At 59.5% G+C, this 18000-nt stretch carries 15 protein-coding genes; 5 read left to right on the forward strand and 10 right to left on the reverse strand.

What is annotated here, in order from left to right:
* The first annotated feature begins 40 nt into the window (after positions 1-40).
* Complete coding sequence (locus tag NCHU2750_RS25605) at positions 41-955, forward strand: proline iminopeptidase-family hydrolase (protein WP_162939792.1); 915 nt, start codon at positions 41-43, stop codon at positions 953-955.
* 98 nt (positions 956-1053) lie between these two features.
* Here NCHU2750_RS25605 and NCHU2750_RS25610 read toward each other — a convergent pair whose 3' ends face one another.
* Genes NCHU2750_RS25610 through NCHU2750_RS25620 form a run of 3 tightly spaced genes read right to left on the reverse strand, consistent with a single transcriptional unit; the run spans position 1054 to position 4745 of the window.
* Positions 1054-2526 carry a c-type cytochrome gene (locus NCHU2750_RS25610; protein ID WP_205583928.1) on the reverse strand — a complete coding sequence of 491 codons (1473 nt, stop codon included), beginning with the start codon at positions 2524-2526 and terminating at the stop codon, positions 1054-1056.
* A 5-nt stretch (positions 2527-2531) separates the two neighbouring features.
* Positions 2532-4142: a GMC family oxidoreductase gene (locus NCHU2750_RS25615; protein WP_119944612.1), complete on the reverse strand. Its 1611-nt coding sequence runs from the start codon at positions 4140-4142 to the stop codon at positions 2532-2534.
* Positions 4143-4172: 30 nt separating this feature from the next.
* On the reverse strand, positions 4173-4745 hold the full coding sequence (locus NCHU2750_RS25620; protein ID WP_119944613.1) for a sugar dehydrogenase complex small subunit: 573 nt from the start codon (positions 4743-4745) through the stop codon (positions 4173-4175).
* A 229-nt stretch (positions 4746-4974) separates the two neighbouring features.
* On the opposite strand from NCHU2750_RS25620, the gene NCHU2750_RS25625 reads away from it, so the two are divergent.
* Entirely contained in the window at positions 4975-5985 is a 1011-nt protein-coding gene (locus NCHU2750_RS25625) for a LacI family DNA-binding transcriptional regulator (RefSeq protein WP_162939794.1), read from the forward strand.
* Between the two features lie 12 nt (positions 5986-5997).
* On the opposite strand, the gene NCHU2750_RS25630 is transcribed toward NCHU2750_RS25625, so the two are convergent.
* The 4 genes from NCHU2750_RS25630 to NCHU2750_RS25645 all read right to left on the reverse strand — a co-directional run bounded on the left by NCHU2750_RS25630 (position 5998) and on the right by NCHU2750_RS25645 (position 9674).
* Entirely contained in the window at positions 5998-6753 is a 756-nt protein-coding gene (locus NCHU2750_RS25630; RefSeq protein WP_119944615.1) for an iron ABC transporter ATP-binding protein, read from the reverse strand.
* Positions 6750-7646: an iron chelate uptake ABC transporter family permease subunit gene (locus NCHU2750_RS25635; RefSeq protein WP_119944736.1), complete on the reverse strand. Its 897-nt coding sequence runs from the start codon at positions 7644-7646 to the stop codon at positions 6750-6752. Before NCHU2750_RS25635 ends, NCHU2750_RS25630 begins: the two co-directional genes overlap by 4 nt.
* 61 nt (positions 7647-7707) lie before the next feature.
* Complete coding sequence (locus NCHU2750_RS25640; RefSeq protein ID WP_119944616.1) at positions 7708-8670, reverse strand: ABC transporter permease; 963 nt, start codon at positions 8668-8670, stop codon at positions 7708-7710.
* 77 nt (positions 8671-8747) lie between these two features.
* Positions 8748-9674, reverse strand: a complete 927-nt coding sequence (locus NCHU2750_RS25645) for a siderophore ABC transporter substrate-binding protein (protein ID WP_245480494.1) — start codon at positions 9672-9674, stop codon at positions 8748-8750.
* A gap of 175 nt (positions 9675-9849) precedes the next feature.
* Here NCHU2750_RS25645 and NCHU2750_RS25650 point away from each other — a divergent pair, with 175 nt between their 5' ends.
* Entirely contained in the window at positions 9850-11895 is a 2046-nt protein-coding gene (locus NCHU2750_RS25650) for a glycosyl transferase family protein (protein ID WP_162939795.1), read from the forward strand.
* A 106-nt stretch (positions 11896-12001) separates the two neighbouring features.
* Here the strand turns inward: NCHU2750_RS25650 and NCHU2750_RS25655 are convergent, their stop codons facing one another.
* The 3 genes from NCHU2750_RS25655 to NCHU2750_RS25665 form a co-directional block, all read right to left on the reverse strand.
* Positions 12002-14242, reverse strand: a complete 2241-nt coding sequence (locus NCHU2750_RS25655) for a TonB-dependent siderophore receptor (RefSeq protein WP_119944619.1) — start codon at positions 14240-14242, stop codon at positions 12002-12004.
* A gap of 176 nt (positions 14243-14418) precedes the next feature.
* Positions 14419-14628: a hypothetical protein gene (locus NCHU2750_RS25660; RefSeq protein WP_119944620.1), complete on the reverse strand. Its 210-nt coding sequence runs from the start codon at positions 14626-14628 to the stop codon at positions 14419-14421.
* Between the two features lie 210 nt (positions 14629-14838).
* Positions 14839-15321: an Lrp/AsnC family transcriptional regulator gene (locus NCHU2750_RS25665; RefSeq protein WP_119944737.1), complete on the reverse strand. Its 483-nt coding sequence runs from the start codon at positions 15319-15321 to the stop codon at positions 14839-14841.
* 102 nt (positions 15322-15423) lie between these two features.
* Here NCHU2750_RS25665 and NCHU2750_RS25670 point away from each other — a divergent pair, with 102 nt between their 5' ends.
* Complete coding sequence (locus tag NCHU2750_RS25670; protein WP_502703876.1) at positions 15424-16920, forward strand: aminotransferase class V-fold PLP-dependent enzyme; 1497 nt, start codon at positions 15424-15426, stop codon at positions 16918-16920.
* Complete coding sequence (locus NCHU2750_RS25675; protein ID WP_119944622.1) at positions 16907-17779, forward strand: MBL fold metallo-hydrolase; 873 nt, start codon at positions 16907-16909, stop codon at positions 17777-17779. The genes NCHU2750_RS25670 and NCHU2750_RS25675 overlap by 14 nt, the downstream gene beginning before the upstream one ends.
* Positions 17780-18000: the final 221 nt, after the last annotated feature.

The following is an 18000-nucleotide window of genomic DNA, read 5'->3' on the forward strand; positions in this document are numbered from 1 at the left end:
TCCCGCGGCCACGTTATGCTTTTCCATGGATCGTCACGACATGGAGATGAACGTGCCCGCAATTGCGTCGAAAGAAGCCTTTCTGCCGTTTCGCGAATACCAGACATGGTATCGGATCACAGGTTCTCTCGACACCGGCAAGCTGCCTCTCGTCGTCGCTCATGGCGGGCCGGGCTGCACCCATGACTATGTCGACAGCTTCAAGGGTATAACAGAGATCGACGGCCGTGCCGTGATCCATTACGACCAGCTCGGAAATGGCAATTCCACCCGCCTGCCCGAAAAAGGGCCGGATTTCTGGACCCCCGCGCTGTTCCTCGAAGAACTGGATGCGCTTCTCAACCATCTCGGCATCCAGGAACGCTACGCGTTTCTCGGCCAATCCTGGGGTGGTATGCTCGGCGCTGAGCACGCGGTACGCCAGCCGCAGGGCCTGAAGGCGCTGGTCATCGCCAACTCACCGGCCAACATGCATACCTGGGTCTCGGAGGCAAACCGCCTGCGCGAGGAGCTTCCTCAGGATGTGCAGGACACACTGCTGAAACACGAGCAGGCGGGCACCATCACCGATCCCGATTACATTGCCGCATCGCGCGTGTTCTATGATCGCCATGTCTGCCGGGTTTCGCCCTGGCCGCCGGAGGTCGCCCGTACCTTTGCGATCATGGACGAGGACAACACCGTCTATCGCAACATGAACGGCCCGACCGAATTCCATGTCATCGGCACGATGAAGGACTGGACGATCGAAGAGCGCCTGCATCTCATCCAAGCACCGACCCTTAAAATCTCGGGCAAGTACGACGAAGCGACACCGCTCGTCGTCAAACCCTATGTCGACCATGTGAAGAACTGCGAGTGGGTGCTCTTCGAAAATTCGAGCCACATGCCGCATGTTGAAGAAAAGGCGCTCTGCCTGAAGACCGTCTCGGAATTTCTTTCGCGCTTCGACTGATTAGGCCGCGTTCGGTCTGAATCAGTGGCTGCATATCCTGCGTCCAACCTCTCGTCGCCACGGCTTGGCGACGAGAGTATCCATCGAAGACGTATCCGTCAGGCGGTAGCCAGCGTTCGGCGATTACGTCGCGAGACAAGCAGGGCCGCAATCAATACGATGATCACCACTCCAATAATCGCCGGTATCACCACAAGCCATGCACCGAGCCTGGCGAGCAGCGGTGTCGAGCCACCGGCGCGCAGTTCGGCAACCTGTTCCGGAGTGACCTTCATCGCCGGATTGCCGAAGTTCTGGGCGACGAAATTGGCGACGGCGGCAACCTGACGGTCGCTCATGTCGCGCTCGAAGGGCGGCATGAGCGTCGGGCCGCTCGTGCCCGTGCGGTGTACGCCTTCGAGGATCGTCATGACCAGATTGTTCGGACGTGCGGAGCCGGTTGCCGTGCTGTGATAGAGCGACGGATAATAGCCATCGCTGCTGCCGGAGCCGTTCGGCTGATGGCAGCTCGCACAGGCCGAATCGTAAAGCACGGCACCATCGTTGAGCCCAAGGAAGTTGCCTCGCGTGGCATCCTTGTAGATCTCGGAATTGGCAGCGCGCCCGGCATCGGCAGCCTGCAACACCTTGCGGGACTGGTCGCTGTCGAAATCGTAATGATCCTTCACCGGCGTGCCGAAGCCAGCTGGCGAACCTGCTTCCGCCTTGTCCTTCACGGCCGGAACCGTACGAAGATAGGCCGTGATCGCAGCGATATCGTCGTCGCTCAGCTTCGAGAGACTAAGCTCTACGGCTTCCGCCATAGGGCCTGCAGCAACGCCCTTGCCGGGAACATGGCCCTGCTTCAGGTATTGGGCTATTTCTGCATCCGTCCAGTCGCCAATACCGGAGACCTTGTCCGAGGTGATGTTCGGCGCCTCCCATGCCCCGACAAAGCCACCACTCAGATTGGCGCCACGGTCCATGGCCATGGTCACGTCGCGCGGCGTGTGGCAGGTGGCGCAGTGGGCGAGACCTTCGGAGAGGTAACGGCCGCGTGCGACCTGCGCGCTCTCGCCGGGCTTCGGCGCAAACCGTGCGGAACTGAGATTGAGGAGATTCCAGCCGGCCATCAGGAAACGCTGGTTGAACGGAAACGCGAGCTCGGTCTTGTGGGCCGGAGCGTTGTCAACCGGGGTGACCCCTTTCTGGAAATAGGCGTAAAGCGCCTTGATGTCGTCATCGGTCATCAAGGAGTAGGAATCGTATGGCATCGCCGGATAGAGATTGCCGGACGGTGCCACGCCCTCGCGGACGGCACGGGCGAACTGTTCTTCAGTCCAGTTGCCGATACCGTTCTGTTTCGATGGCGTGATGTTCGTCGACCAGATCGTTCCCATCGGCGACGCAATCGGATAACCACCGGCAAAGGGCTTGCCGCCTTTCGGGGCTGTATGGCAGGCGGCACAATCGCCTGCCGTCGCCAGATACTGGCCGCGTTTCACCAGATCACTGTCATTGTCCTGGGCCATGGCGGCTCCACCGATGGCAGAGGCTGACAGGGCAATCGCGGCAATTGTCGCAAGACGCATCATGTTCAGATCTCCCTTGCGATAATGCCGGCGGACCGCAGCGATAGCGCGCATCCGGTCATGGTCGGGTTGTTGGCTGCCGAAGCGGGCATGACGCCGGACGTCGCGAGGAAAAGGTTCTCGTGATCGTGGGTGCGGCATTCGCCGTTCACGACCGAATCCTTCGGATCTTCGCCCATGATGACCGTGCCCATCGGGTGGTCGCGGTTTTCCCAGACTGTCGTGTTCTTGCTGAACACGGTGGCGCCGAGCAGAGACTGGAACTTGTCGAAGTCCTGCTTCACCACTTCGCCGGCACGGCGGACATAGTCATCGACATCGTAATGAATGGAATTCAGCGGCAGGCCGAACTTGTCCTTGTTGGTCGACGATAGTGTCACCCGGTTGGTCGGATGCGGCAGCGATTCGATATTCGACGAGACCGGCGTGAAGCGGGCGGCCATGTGGCGGAGCTGCTTGTCGAGCTCCGGTCCGATGACGCCCTGGCTCATCAGATATTCGGTGATCGGCACGTTGCCGACGAAATTGCCGATCTCGTAACGAATGCAGCCATGCTCGGAGCGCCACGGCCCATCGCGCCAATTCAGGATATCGCCCTGCTGGACCGGTCCGCGTCCCGACCACATCGGCTCGTCCGAGAGGAAGGAGGCGCCGAAAGCATTATGGTCCATCAGGTTGCGGCCAACCATGTCGGAGGAATTCGCCACATCGGACAGCAGGAGCAGACGCGGCGTCTCGATCGCATGCGCTGCGACGATGACATATCGCGAGGTGAGCGCGTGACTGTTGCCCTGGCTGTCGTGATAGTGAACCGCAGCGATCTTCTTGCCGTCGGGAGACTTTTCCAGCTTGTAGACGGCCGCATTCTCAATCAGCTTGGCGCCGGCCTGCTCTGCAAACGTCACGTTCCGGTCGCCGGAATATTGTGCACCAATCGGACAGATCGGCGAACAGTTATTGTTGCCGACGCAGGCGGGACGTCCGCCATAGGGGTCGGTTGCGCGGCCGTTTGGCTGGTAGGTGTAATTATAGCCGCCGGGCGCGACCTTTTCGGCGAAGCGCTTGGAAAAATAGGACAGTTCCTGCGGACGAATGGGGAAAGGTTGCTTGCGCGGCGGATAAGGCTGGCCGCCCTTGCCGGAATAGTCCGCATGATCGTCGCCCGAAACACCCATCCGCGTCTCGGCTTCATAGTAGAAGGGCTCGAGATCGTCGTAACCGATCGGCCAGTCGCGACCTACGCCATAGGTGGATTTCAGCTTGAAATCGTTCGGCAGGTTGCGCCAGCAGGCGCCACCCCAGTGCCAAGTGGTGCCGCCGACGAGCTTCAGCATGCCGGCGACATAGGAAACCGGTCCGGTATTCTCGACATAGCCCGGCACGAAGGAAGTCGGCGCCCAGGGCTCGTTCGGATAGGGCTGGTTGCGGTTGCCACCGTTCGACGAAACGTTGCCGCTGGAGCGGAAACTGTCGACGATCTTCCAGCGCGGGACGCGCGGACCGGCTTCCAGGATGATTACGGATTTTCCGGCTTCTGCGAGCTTCTGGGCGGCAAGACCGCCCATGGCTCCAGAGCCGACGACGATGACGTCGGCGTCAAATTCTGTGTTGGCCATTGGATTACCTGATGGGGAGGATGGGGAAAATCAGTCGGTCGCGAGCGTTGCCGGGGGCGTTGCCCAGTAACCGGGGCCGCCGCGCGCATAGGTGGGCAAGACGGTAACGTCGATGGTCGGGCGCCACATCAGGGCGCCGGTATAGGTGATGAAGTCCGGGCCGGGCTCGCCGCGGTCGAGCACTTCGCCGACGCGCCCAAGATACCAGGCGGAAACAAGCGAGACGGCGGTTGCCTTGAGTGCGGCATCCGTCATTACGGGAGATTGTTCGAGTGCGGCAAAGTCGGACAACCCGCTGGACTTGATTGCATCGACGAGCGCCTTGTAGCCGGCTTCGAAATGCTCCTCCCGACGGGTCAAGGCGGACCACGCCATATCCGCCAGCGTATCCTCGATTTCCGGATGCCCGGTGAGAAGGCGCGAAACCTGCATGAAATCGGCAGGTGCCTTGGCCGTCGGCACAACCTGCGCAAGCGCACCCGATGCCGACATGCTGCCAGTCAACAACCATGCGGCCGGCACGGAAAAGGAAAGAGTCTTCAACAAGCTGCGTCTGCTGACGGCAGCGCCCGGAGAGGCTTCGACTTTGGGACAGTGGGCCATTTTAAGATCCAGGTAATTTCCCAGGGTTGGGAACGAGTTGGCGGGGCCGTATCGCCGTTCGAAAGCTGTGCATGCTTGCCAAGGCGAAAATCGGAGAATAATGAGAGCGCTCTCATTACTCGATATAGAGACGTTTCGCCGCAGCGTCAATTAGTGTCGTCGCATGATCGGCCACATTGCCCGAACCGACGATTTTCCCTAAGAAAGATAAGGGGATATGGAGGTATCGATGAAAAAGGGCTCGGTCACCCTTGAGGATGTCGCCCGCGCGGCCGGCCTTTCGCGCGCGCAAGTCTCGCGTGCGCTCCGAGGCGATCCCGGTGTCACTCCGGCAACACGGGAAATGGCCGAGACGGCTGCCCGTCGACTTGGCTATCGGCCTAATTTGGCCGCCCGGACGCTGGCATCGGCACAGTCAAGAAGTGTCGGCATCGTCATCGGTGAGCCGCTCAATCCGTTTCATATGCTTCTTGCCCAGGCACTCGATGAGCGGCTGGCGGCAAACGGTTTCGATTCGATCGTGTCGCTGCGGGCGATCAATGACCAAGCGGTGCTGCGTGAAAGCGACAGGCTTCTTTCCATGCGAGCTCAGGGAGTGTTCCTGATCTCGACGCCGGAAAGCGATGAGGCGATAGCGGCGCTGGCCAATGCGCTTCCGAGCGTCTTCATGGGCCGGCAGTTGCAGGATCTCAACGTCTCATCCGTCAGCGCCGATGACGAGGATGCGAGCGCTCGCGCCATCGAGCACCTGATAGATTTGGGCCATCGCCGCATCGCCCATATCGAAGGCGGCAGCAAGCCGGGTGCGATCGAACGAAAGCGCGGCTATCAGCGTGCCATGGCACAAGCAGATCTGCCAATCATCGAGGTTTCGGGCGAGCATGACATCGATTCAGGCCGCCGTGGCGTCGCCGCGCTGCTGGACAACGGCGATCTGCCGACTGCCATCTTTGCCGATAACGACCTCACCGCGATCGGAGCAATCAACGAACTGAGACGTCGAGGAACAAGCGTCCCGCAGGACATCTCGGTTATCGGCTTCGACGATATCCCAGCCTCGGGCACAGAAACCATATCCCTGACCACGGTTCGGCAGGATGCGGGATCTCATGCGGCCGCAGCCGTCGAACTGATGGATGGTCTGCTCGCCGAGCCGGACGGCGCCAGGGAGTTTCGCGTCGTCGAATCGCCGCTGATCATTCGCCGATCTACCGCGTCCCCCGCAAGCAGAAATCGGTGAGTCCGTTCCCGATCAGTAAAATGTGGCGATCCGGTTGCCGTCCATTTCGCGTACCTTGAAAGCCGTCTCATATGTCTCGGCCAACACGTCTTCCCGGATGATTTCCTCCGGGCTCCCCTGCCTGAACAGCCTGCCATCCCGCATCACCACGATATGGTCGGAATAGCAGGAGGCGAAGTTGATGTCGTGCAGGACCACCACCACGGTTTTGCCCAGGTCCCTGGCAGCGCTGCGCAGGAGTTTCATCATCGCCACCGAATGACGAATGTCGAGATTGTTGAGCGGCTCGTCGAACAGCATGTAGTCGGTGTCCTGAGACAGTACCATGGCAACGAAAGCACGCTGGCGCTGGCCTCCGGAGAGTTCATCAAGAAACCGGTGCTTAAGATCATCGAGCCCGAGATAGTCGAGCGACCGCTCGATATGACCTCGGTCTTCAAGGGTAAGACGCCCTTTGGTATAGGGGTAGCGGCCAAAGGATACGAGATCGAGAACGCTCAGCCGCGCTGCAAGATGATTGTCCTGCCGGAGGATAGACAGGCGCGTTGCCAGTAGATCACCGGGCGTATGTGTGACATCTAGCCCGTCGATCATGATCGTACCCTGATCGATCGGCACGAGCCTTGCGATCATCGACATCAGCGTCGATTTGCCGGCGCCGTTTGGCCCGATGATGGATGTGAGGCCCCCCTTCGGCAGGGAGAGGCTGACATTATTGACGACGATCGCCTGGCCATAGGATTTGCTGACACCGGTAACATCGATCATCGCACGCGCCCCTTGAGCAGGAAAAGAATGAAGAACAAGCCACCGGCAAATTCGATGATGATCGAAAGCGCCGTATCGAAAGCAAAGACACGCTCCAGAACGGTTTGGCCGCCGACGAGGCAGATGATCGCCACCAGCACCGCGGCGGGCAGCGTGAAGCGATGCTTGGCTGCCGGCATGAGGACATAGGCAAGGTTTGCAACCAGCAGTCCGAAAAAGGTCACCGGACCGACGAGGGCAGTCGAGATCGAGACCAGAACCGAGATGGCGACGAGGATCTTCATCGTGACCGCCTTGTGGTCAAGACCGAGCGATATGGCCGTGTCCCGTCCGAGCATCACCACGTCGAATGTGTGAAACATCCGCCAGATGGCGAACGTGACAAGGGCGATCAGGATTACACACACGCCGACCAGCGTTAAATCCGTGACATTGAAACTGGCGAAGAGCCGGTCCTGCAACACGACGAAGTCATCCGGATTGATGATCCGCTGCAGGAAACCGGAAAGACTGCGGAACAGGCCACCCAGCACAATTCCTATCAGGACGACGAGATGCACGTTGTGTCGTCCCGAACTGAACAGGAAACGGTAGAGGGCAAGCGAAAAGGCGACCATCAGGCCGACCTCCACCACGAACATCAGCCTCGGATCGAGCCCCGTCAATGTCGAAGCGCCGAACAGAAACACGATAGCCGTCTGCAGCAGGATATAAAGCGCATCGAAACCCATCAGCGCCGGGGTCAGGATGCGGTTACCCGTAATGGTCTGGAAAAGCACCGTCGACACCGCGATCGCATAGGCAACGATCAGCATGGAGGCAAGCCGGGTGCCGCGAAAGCTGAAGACGAAGGACCAGCTTCCCTTCGCACCAATCGTCATGAAAGATACCATGCAAGCCAATGCAAGGGCGGTGAGCAGAGCCAGGACAATCAGAGATCGCCGGCGTACGTCTTCAGGCGACACGGCTCGGCCTCCTCAGTAGAAGGTAGAGGAAGAACAGGCTGCCGATAACGCCGAGAACCGTACCGACCGGAATCTCGAAAGGCGCGTTTATCGTACGCCCGATAATGTCACAGACAAGGATAAGGCCGGCACCGCACAGGCCGATCCACGGCAGGCTGCGCCGCAGATTGTCGCCCATCGCCATGCTCACCAGATTGGGTACGATCAGCCCGAGAAAGGGCACGACGCCCGCCGTGACGACAACGCTGGCCGTCACCATCGAGACGATGACCAGCCCGATCGCCATGATACGCTGATAGTTGAGCCCCAGATTGGTGGAGAATTCCTCACCCATGCCGGCGACAGTGAAGCGGTCGGCGGCGATATAGGCTGCGATCGTCAAGGCGAATGCTACCCACAGTGTTTCGTAACGGCCACGCAGGACGGCTGAAAAGTCACCATTGGCCCAGGCGCCCATCGATTGCAGGAGATCGAAACGATAGGCGAAAAATGTCGTGACGGCACTGATCATCCCCCCCAGCATGATGCCGACCAGAGGCACCATCAGGATCGAGCGCAGAGGCATGGCGCGCAAAACCGCAAGAAACAGGCCAGTGCCTGCCAGCGCGAAGACCGCGGCTACCAGCATCTTGGCCATGACCGGCAGGTCTGGCGCCACCAGAAGCACGACCAGCATGCCGAGCCCGGCCGATTCCACCGTTCCGGTCGTCGATGGCTCAACAAACCGGTTGCGTGCCAGCATTTGCAGGATCGTGCCGGCAATGGCCATGCCGGAGCCGGCGAGCAATAGAGCGATCGTCCGCGGGATGCGGCTTACCGCAAGGACCATGATCTGCCGCTGATCCGCCGTACCGTCGATAATACGCGCCAGCGATACGTCACTGACCCCGACGAACAGGCTGACGGCGGCCAGACAGATGATCAGCAGCGATGCGGAGATCAGATACTTCACGAGACGATGACTCTATCAACAGCAAGAACCGCGCTTTCGCGCGGTCCTATCGATAAGCAGGATATTGACGCTGCAGATCACTTCTTATCGACGGCGGCAGTCAACTGGTCGACGGTCTTCTGCATCGCGGTGATGCCGCCGCCGACGACATACCAGGATGTCGGATCGAGATAGACGATATGGCCTGCCTTCGCTGCGGTCGTCTGGGCTACGAGTTCGTTGTCGAGCATTTTCTTTGCTGCACCTTCACGGCCGATCGCGGCATCGCGGTCGATGACGAACAGCCAATCGGGATTTTCCTTCAGGATGTATTCGTAGGATGCGGGATTGCCGTGCATACCTTTGGCACCCGTGGATTCTGCCGGCTGGAAACCATAGTCGGAGAACAGCATGCCGAACCGTGAACCGGGCCCGAAGCTGCTCATCTTGCCGCCCGTGGTGAGGATCAGCATGGACTTGCCCGCATGGGCCGACTTCTGCTTCAGCTCTGCCGTCGAAGCGTTGAGCTTGGCGATTAACGCTTCAGCCTGGTCCTGTTTGCCGAACAGCGTGCCGAGCTTGCGGACATTCTCTTCCGCCTCGGAAAGGAATTTCTCGGAGTTGACGGTCATGTCAATCGTTGGTGCGATCTTGGCAAGGTCTGCATATTTGGCGCGCGAGCGGCCGGCGACGACGATCAGGTCCGGGTGGGCAGCGGCGACAGCCTCGTAGTCGGGCTCGAACACCGTACCGATCGTCAGTACATTTCCGCCATCGTATTTGGACAGGTAGTCAGGCTTGTGTCCCTTGGGCACGCCAGCGACATCCACACCAAGCGCGGTCAGCGTATCGAGGGTCGCAATGTCGAAGGTGAGTACCTTGACCGGCTGCTTGCTGAACGTCGTTTCGCCGCTGGCATGCCTGAAGGTGATATCTGCGGCATCGGCCGGTCCTGCAAGAACCATGAGCGACGCAACACCGGCCAGAAAGGTCGTGACAGCGACCCGGCGAGAAAACACAGGCATATTGGATCCTTTGTCAGATTGCGACATTCACAAATGTCGTGATCTGCTTATTTAAGTTGAGCGTTATAGTACAGTTATGTAGACAGGTCTTAGCGGTCAACGAGGTTATTTTAGAACAATTCCATTTTGCTTTTTGAGCAAAATGGACCTCGAATGCGAAGGGCGGGCAATGGGCATGAAGGGTGACGTTACCCGGGAGCAGAGGGATATCGGGACCACATCCAGCATGGCGCAGATAAAATTGCTGCTCGCCCTCGATGCCTTGTTGCGCGAAGGAAGCGTCAGCGCCGCCGCAGCGAGCCTCGGCCTTCAGGTATCTGCGGTCAGCCGTATGCTCGGGGAGTTGCGGGACCACTATGGTGACCCGATCCTTGTGCGCACCGGCCGCGGCATGAGGCCGACACCGTTTGCTGAAACCCTTCGCCTCAGGGTGCGCGCCTTCAGCGTCGAGACCGAGGCGCTGCTCTCTTCTGCGCAAGACGGCAAGATCACGCCTGTATCATCGGGCCACGACGACTGGCATGGCAAGGCTCGCGCCATGCCGCTGCCGCTCGCGGTCTCACGCGCCGATCAGTTGGATGCGGCACCGACGCCCAACGGCACAGCAAGGCGGCTTGCCGCCATAGGCGACAATGCAGACCCGCACCGAAGGCTTGCCCGCTATATCGCGACAACGGCTCCCGGTCCCGGTCGAAGCAGGCCACTGACTGTCAGCGAGGCACGCGATGCCCTGACCATCATCATCGAATCTCAGGCCGATCCGATCCAGGTCGGTGCGCTCCTCACAGCCATGCATTATCGTGGCCCAACAGCGGGAGAGCTGGCTGGTTTTGCCGACGCCATCCGAAACTCGATGCGCGGCGCTTCAAGGCACACGATTCGTCCTGATCTAGACTGGCCGGCCTATGTCTCGCCGCGCGTGCAGACATTGCCATGGTTCATCCACTCGGCAAGGCTGGTCGGCATGGCCGGTTACAAGGTGCTGATGCACGGACATTTCGGTGGCGGCGCAGACAGTGGCAAGCTGGAGGCCGCTGCACGAGATGCCGACATCCCGACATGCCTTTCCATCGATGAGGTCGAGGCTGCCTTCCAGGACGGCAATGTCGCCTATATGCCGATTGGAGCAATCGCGCCGCAGGCGCAGAGCCTGCTTGGGCTTTACCCGCTGTTTGAAATGCGCAATCCGGTCAATGCCGCGGTCAACCTTATCAATCCGCTCTCGGCTCCGGCATCGATCGTCGGTGCTGCGCAAGCGTCTCGGCGCGACCTCTACCGTGACGCAGCGAAGGAACTCGACATCGAAAACATCGCGGTGATCGGCTCAACCCGCGACATCGCCGAGTTGACCCCGGACAAGCCGGTGAAGATCTTCCGCCTTGCCGGCGGAGAAGCCGTGGACACAGTGGTACCCGCGTGCCGTACGGGCCGAGCCGATACGACAGGCATGCTGAGCCAACGCGAATACTGGCGAGCCGTATGGTCGGGAGCCGCCCGCGATCGCAAGGCCGAGGCGGTCATCCTTCATACCGCGGCGACAGCGCTGCTTGCCCTGAGCGGGCGCGTCGAGGCCCGTTTCGAGGATTGCCTGGCCAGAGCAGCCGATCTCTGGGCAAGGCGGAACCCCACCCGCATGTCTCGAACGGCAACCCGGAATGCATCCGGCAACCGTATCAGGCCGTTCGTCATCGCGCTCTCCATCCTGCTGCTCGGCGCACTGCCCGATCTCGCCGATGCGCAACAGAAGGGCGATCGGCCGAAGGGGCTTGGCGCCTTCGACGGAAGCAATGCGCTGAGCGAAATGCATGGTGGCTGGCGTTTGACCTGTGGTGTCAACAACATGCGCAAACTCTGCGTGATGGCCCAGCCTTTGGCGCGGGAGAATGCCGGCCATGGCGATGCATCGATCGAAATCACCCCGATAGATGGCGGCCGGTCTCAGGCGATCATCACATTGCCGTTCACGGTGGACCTTGCTCGAGGTGTCAGGCTGGCGGTCGATGATGGGAAGCCCAGTGCGCCTCTTCCGCTCCAGGGATGCAGCGAGTACGGTTGCCACGCCGTCGCGGTCATACAGAATGCCTTTCTGAACGGGATGCGGACTGGCAGTAAGGTGCACCTGATCACCGCAAGCGCCGACGCCAGGGACGAGATCGTCTTCCATGCGGATCTCGAGGGCTTTGCCGCCTCATCGGATCGGGCGCTGAAGCTGCTGCAGTAGCGAACACCCACACTACCCATCGATGTGGCATCTAGCTAGAGCAGGCTTTGCCTGAAACGAAGAAACCGCCCGGAAGGGCGGCCTCAAGTAATACGATGGTGATGCTTCAGAACTTGGCCGTCAGCGACACATAGAATGTTCGGCCGGGTTCATTATAGGTGTTGGCGCCGGCCGCGTTGCCGCTGCCCTCGCGGAACAGTCGCTTGTCGAAGACGTTATTGACGCCGGCACCGAGATGGAAATGCTCGTTGAGCTCGTAATTCACCGCCACGTTCACCAGCGTATAAGCCGCTCGCGTTTCGGGGTTTTCAACCGTCCCGCCGGTCGTCGCGGTCACGGTCGGGCTCTCAGTCTTCCCATAGCGGGTTGCCGACAGGATGAAGGATAGATCTTCCTTGGCCTGCCATTCGAGCCATGTATTGACCGTATATTCGGGTACCAGTGACAGCGGCTGGCCGTTCCGCTTGTCTTTCGATTCAATCATATAGGTCGCGTTGGTCGTCCAGGTCAGAACATCGTTGATCGGAACGGTGAGGTTGGCCTCCAGGCCGGAAACGACCGCCTCGGGAACGTTGTACCATTGGAAATACTGGGCGGTTCCACCCGTTACGGTTGACGATCCTTCAGGCACCAGGCCGGAAGCAATCCGATCCTTGTAATCGTTGTGGAAATAAGTCAGGCCGGCATTCCAGCCTAGGTCGTCGTGATAATTGACGCCGATTTCCTTGTTGATCGAGACTTCCGGCTTCAGATCCGGATTGCCGACGACGTAGCAGCCGCCTCCCATGTTCGGATAATCGATCGGGCAGCCGTTGCCTCTGGTGTAATACACGTAGTTCGGGTTCAGCTGATAGAGGTTCGGCGCCTTGAAGGCGCGCGCAATGCCGGCTTTTACCGAGACGGTCTCTGTCAAGTCATATGACGCGTTGAGGCTCGGGCTCCAGTTGGGACCAAACTCGCTGTGGTGATCGAAACGAACACCCGGCGTCAGCATCAGCCGATCGGTGACCTCGATATTGTCTTCGGCATAGAGACCGATCATCCACGCGTCGGTCTTGGGATCGCGGCTTGCCGGATCGGCTTCGGTTCCGGGAATGACTGCGCCGCCGTTCAGCACCTGCCGGTTCGAGACCGCGTCGTCCATCCATTCTCCGCGGAATTCGGCGCCCAGCGTCATGGTTTGCGGTACTATGACGTCGAGCGGCAGGTCCCATTCGCTCTTGGCCGTCAGGTTGTCGAGCCGGATCGTGCCGAATTCCGTCGAGTTGATCGAGCCTTCTGGGCTGCCGGCAAGCCCTTCGAGAAGGCGCTTGTTGAGGGTCCGCTCCCACTGGATGTAGCTCATCGAGTCGCCGAAGTCGTAGGTTCCCCGATGCGTCAGCGACAGGGTACCACGCTTCATGATGTTGGTTTCCTTGCCAATCATCGAGTCCAGCACATCGTTGGTCTGCGACAGCTGACGATCGCCGGCAAAGATGTTGCCCTGACGGCTGAAGGCTGCCTCCAGATCAATAGCATGATCACCGGTCGGCTCGAAAGTTAGAAGCCCGCGGATATCCTTGTTGACGACCCCTTCGTGGCCAGCAGCAGCAACACTGGTCGGGTCGACATTCGCTTCAGCATTGATGTCGGAATCATCCGGATCGGTGCGGGCAATGCCGCCCGTGAGACGGAAGGACATCGTGTCTGTGATCGGGCCGCCGACGATAAAGCTGCCGCGTCGCGTGCCGCCTTCGGCGGAATGCTGTGGGACACTGAGATAGGTCGTCACCGACCCCGACAGCTTTTCCGGTCGCTTGGTGATGATGTTGACCACGCCGCCCGCAGCCCCGGAACCGTATCTGGCCGCCGCCGGGCCGCGTATCACCTCGATGCGCTCGATCGCATCGGCTGGAACCCAGTTCGTGTCGCCGCGCGAATCGCGCTCGCCCGCACGCCCCATGCGTACGGAGTTACGTGACAATACCGGCTTGCCATCGATCAGAATCAGCGTGTTTTCAGGCCCCATGCCACGCAGCTCGATCTGCCGCTGGTTGCCACGCTGGCCCGATGCCGTCGTGCCGGTGAGATTGGCACCCGGCATGCGCCGGATAATATCGGAAATGTCGTTTGCGGGTGGCGTCTTGGCAATGTCATCCGCGGTGATGGTAGAGACCCCGGGCGCCTGCTTCAACTGCTGGTCGGCCGTCAGGACGATCGGCTTCAGCTCCGTTTCGTCGGTTGTCGTAACGCTTGCATCCTGTGCCCCGACGGAGGTCGCCCCAAGGCTGACAAGCAGTCCCAAAGCAGTCGCCGAGAAATATCCGATCGCTCTCTGATGTCGAACGGCGGTTCCATTGTATCGCATTTTGCCCCCGCAAATACCTGACTAATTAAGTCATCTATTTCCGAGAGAGGGCCTTATGGGTCAATGTCGATGTTTTAGAATTTGTCTAAATTGAATAATTCGCAAATCGCAAAAGGGAGGAGAGCGAGGCGCGAAGCAGTGCCGCCGTTCGGTTGATGAGTGGCGAGAATTCCCGCCTATCGAAGCCGCGAAAACCGCTCACGCGCAGTGGCGACACATCCATCCTTCAGCTTTTCGATGTCACCGCCGCTATCGCGATGCCTTTCGAGGATGAGAATAAGCAACTCTCTTTCCGTCATGGCGTTGCGGTTGAACCATGCGGCCCCGACAATATCTTCAAAGAGGTCCCGTAGATGGATGGCTTCTTCGGGAGTTGGCTTCGTCATTCTCGATGGTCCTCAATGCATCAATGGCCAAGCTTTCCGGATATCCGATCATATGGCCCGATCGATCCTCCTGATGAACGATCTTGAGGCGTTTGCCAATCGCTTCCATCGCCCATCGCCCATCACAAATCGCACAGGCACGGCCGCCGCTGACGATGGGCAGATAGCCGTTAGATCGTCTCTGCCGCGCCTCTTTTAAATACTTCGGCCCTATCTAAGTCTGCCGAGATCCAGAGGGCGATTGTCGATCATCGTTTCCATGGAGAAATAGCCGGTTACGGTTGCCAGATCGAAATTGGTGATCAGCTTGCGGTAGAAGGCGTCATAGCCCGACATGCCACGGGTGACGACCTTGATCAGATAGTCCCATTCGCCGCCGATCCGATAGAAATCGATGACTTCCGGCAACCGTTCGACATGATCGCGAAATGCCTCGCTCCATTCCTTCGAATGAGACCGTGTGCGGATCATCACGAAAACCGTCAGATCAAGGCCCAGCGCAGAAAGGTCGATATGGCTCTGCGAACCGCGGATCATGCCGATGGCATGAAGCCGTTGCAATCGCCGCCAGCAGGCATTCTGGGATAGGCCAACCTTTTCGGCGAGATCGCGCTGCGACAGGCCGGCGTCGCGTTGCAACGCAGTCAGGATCTTTATATCAAAATCATCGATTTTTTCCGTTTTATCGATCATACGATCCATCACGCTCCTGATAAATCAAAATAAAGGTGAGAAACTCAGCCTCTAATCCAACTAGAATCTCTGTCAACACCCCATTCGACAGGAGACCCCGCCTTGCAAGCCGCCCGGACGCTCGATCAACAGGCCATAACACCGCTTTCCCGTTTCCGGGCAAACCTTGAAATGGGCGATGTCATTGCCACGCTGCGGGAGGGCTTGATCGGTTCTCGCGCCACGCTTTCGGGACCTTACGGGGTCAAGACATTGGTTTATGCAGATTACGTCGCCTCGGGCCGCGCGCTCCGACAGATCGAGGACTTTATTCTCGAAGAAGTGCTTCCCTATTATGCCAACAGCCACACGGAGGCCTCGTTCTGCGGCGGCTACATGACGCGCATGCGCCGCGAGGCCCGCGCCCTCACTGCCGAATATTGCGGTGCCGACGATCGGCATGCCGTTGTCTTCACCGGTTCGGGCGCCACGTCGGGCATCAACCGGCTTGTCAAGCTTTTCGGCGTGGCAGAGACGATTGCCCGCGGCGGCAGAGTGCGCGTCATCATCGGCCCCTATGAGCATCATTCCAACATCCTCCCCTGGCGCGAAAGCGGTGCGGAGATCATCGAGATCGCCGAAGCCGGCTGCGGCGGCCCTAATCTTGCCGACCTTGCTGCTGCCCTTGAGAAGACCGATGCGGATCTCGTCATCTGCAGTTTTTCCGCCGCCTCCAACATCACCGGCATCGGCAGCGACGTCGCCCAAATCACCCGGATGGCCAAGGCTGCGGGGGCAAAGATGATATGGGACTATGCCGGCGCCGGCCCCTATCTGCCCATCAGCATGTCTCCCGGCATCGATGCGCAGATCGATGCGATCGTCGCTTCCCCACACAAGTTCATCGGCGGCCCCGGCGCTTCCGGCATCATGATCGTCCGCAAGGACAGCCTCGCCACGAACAAGCCGTCCTGGCCGGGCGGCGGCACGGTGAAATTCGTCTCGCCTTCGACCCATGATTACAGCGCCAGCATCGAATCGCGCGAAGAAGCCGGCACTCCGAATGTGGTCGGCGACATCCGCGCTGCGCTCGCCTTTATCGTCAAGCATGCGATTGGGCTAGATGAGATGGCAAGTCGCAACCGTGCGCTTGCCCAACGAGCGTTCGCGGCCTGGAAGAATGTCCCCCGACTGGAGCTTCTCGGCCTCTGTGATGTGGAGCGCCTGCCGATCTTCTCTTTCCGTATTCGCAACGGAAAAGGCGGCTACGTCCACCAGCAGCTCGTCACCCGCATGCTGAGCGACCGGTTCGGCATTCAGGCCCGCGGCGGCTGTGCCTGTGCCGGTCCTTACGTCCATCGCCTTCTCGATATCGATGAAGAACAGTCGGAAGCCATGCGACAGGCAATCCTGGCCGGAGACGAGATCCGGAAGCCCGGTTTCACACGCCTCAATTTCAGCGTCCTGCTGACCGACGAGAAGGTGGAGTTTATCATCGCATCCATTGCCCAGCTCGCAGCGGATGCCGTAGAATATGAGCCAGACTACGAAGCCGACACGGCGCGCGCCATCTTTTCACCCCGCAGCAAAACGGAAAACGCTGTCCATGAACCTGCCTGAGGTCAAAGGTTTTTACGACGCCCGTACGGGCAGCATCCAATATGTCGTTTCCGACCCTGCCACGGGCAAATGCGGCATCATCGACCCGGTTCTCGATTTTGACGAAAAGTCAGGCTCGACATCTACGGTGAATGCGGATGCCATCCTCGACTACATTCGCGAACGCGATCTGACGATTGAGTGGATCCTTGATACCCACCCGCATGCGGACCATTTTTCCGCCGCGCGCTATCTTAAAGCGAAGACGGGTGCGCCGACAGCGATCGGCGAACATGTGCGGGATGTCCAGAAAATCTGGAAGGAAATTTACGACTGGCCTGACTTCGCCTGTGACGGCTCCCAATGGGATCGGCTGTTTTCCGATGGCGAGACGTTCCGCATCGGCGAGCTTGAAGCCCGCGTGATGCATTCGCCCGGCCACACGCTTGCCTCCATCACCTATGTGGTCGGTGACGCAGCCTTCATTCACGACACGCTGTTCATGCCCGACAGCGGGTCGGCACGGGCGGATTTTCCCGGAGGCAGCGCGTCCGATCTTTGCACTTCGATCGAGGCAATCCTTGCGCTACCGGCCGAGACCCGCCTCTTTACCGGCCACGACTACCGGCCTGACGGCCGAGAAGCACTTTGGCAAAGCACGGTCGCCGAGCAGAAGGCACTCAACCCGCATGTCAGCGGGAAGTCCCGTGCAGAGTTCATCCATCTGAGGGAGACGCGGGACAGGACCTTGCCCATGCCTCGGCTGATCCTTTTTGCTTTACAGGTCAATATTCGCGGCGGCGAACTGCCGCCCGCCGATGACCATGGCCGACGCTATCTGAAGATCCCGCTCGATGCGCTTCCGAGCTCGGTCTGGTAGCGCCACTTACCCAAGCGGCAATGGATTGCTTACCGGCCGATATCCGCCAGGGTAGACAGACTTGTCTGCCTGCAATCTCCAAACGAAAATTCATGATCGTGAAAAAGCCTATTGCGGTCATGTCGACAGTTTGTATTATCAACCCAATAATAAGCAGGGGAACGAGGTCGAACCGCACGCTAACTGGTACGGTCAACGGCATCGCAAATCGACAAGGCACC

The sequence above is a fragment of the Neorhizobium sp. NCHU2750 genome, assembly GCF_003597675.1.
Taxonomy (GTDB): domain Bacteria; phylum Pseudomonadota; class Alphaproteobacteria; order Rhizobiales; family Rhizobiaceae; genus Neorhizobium.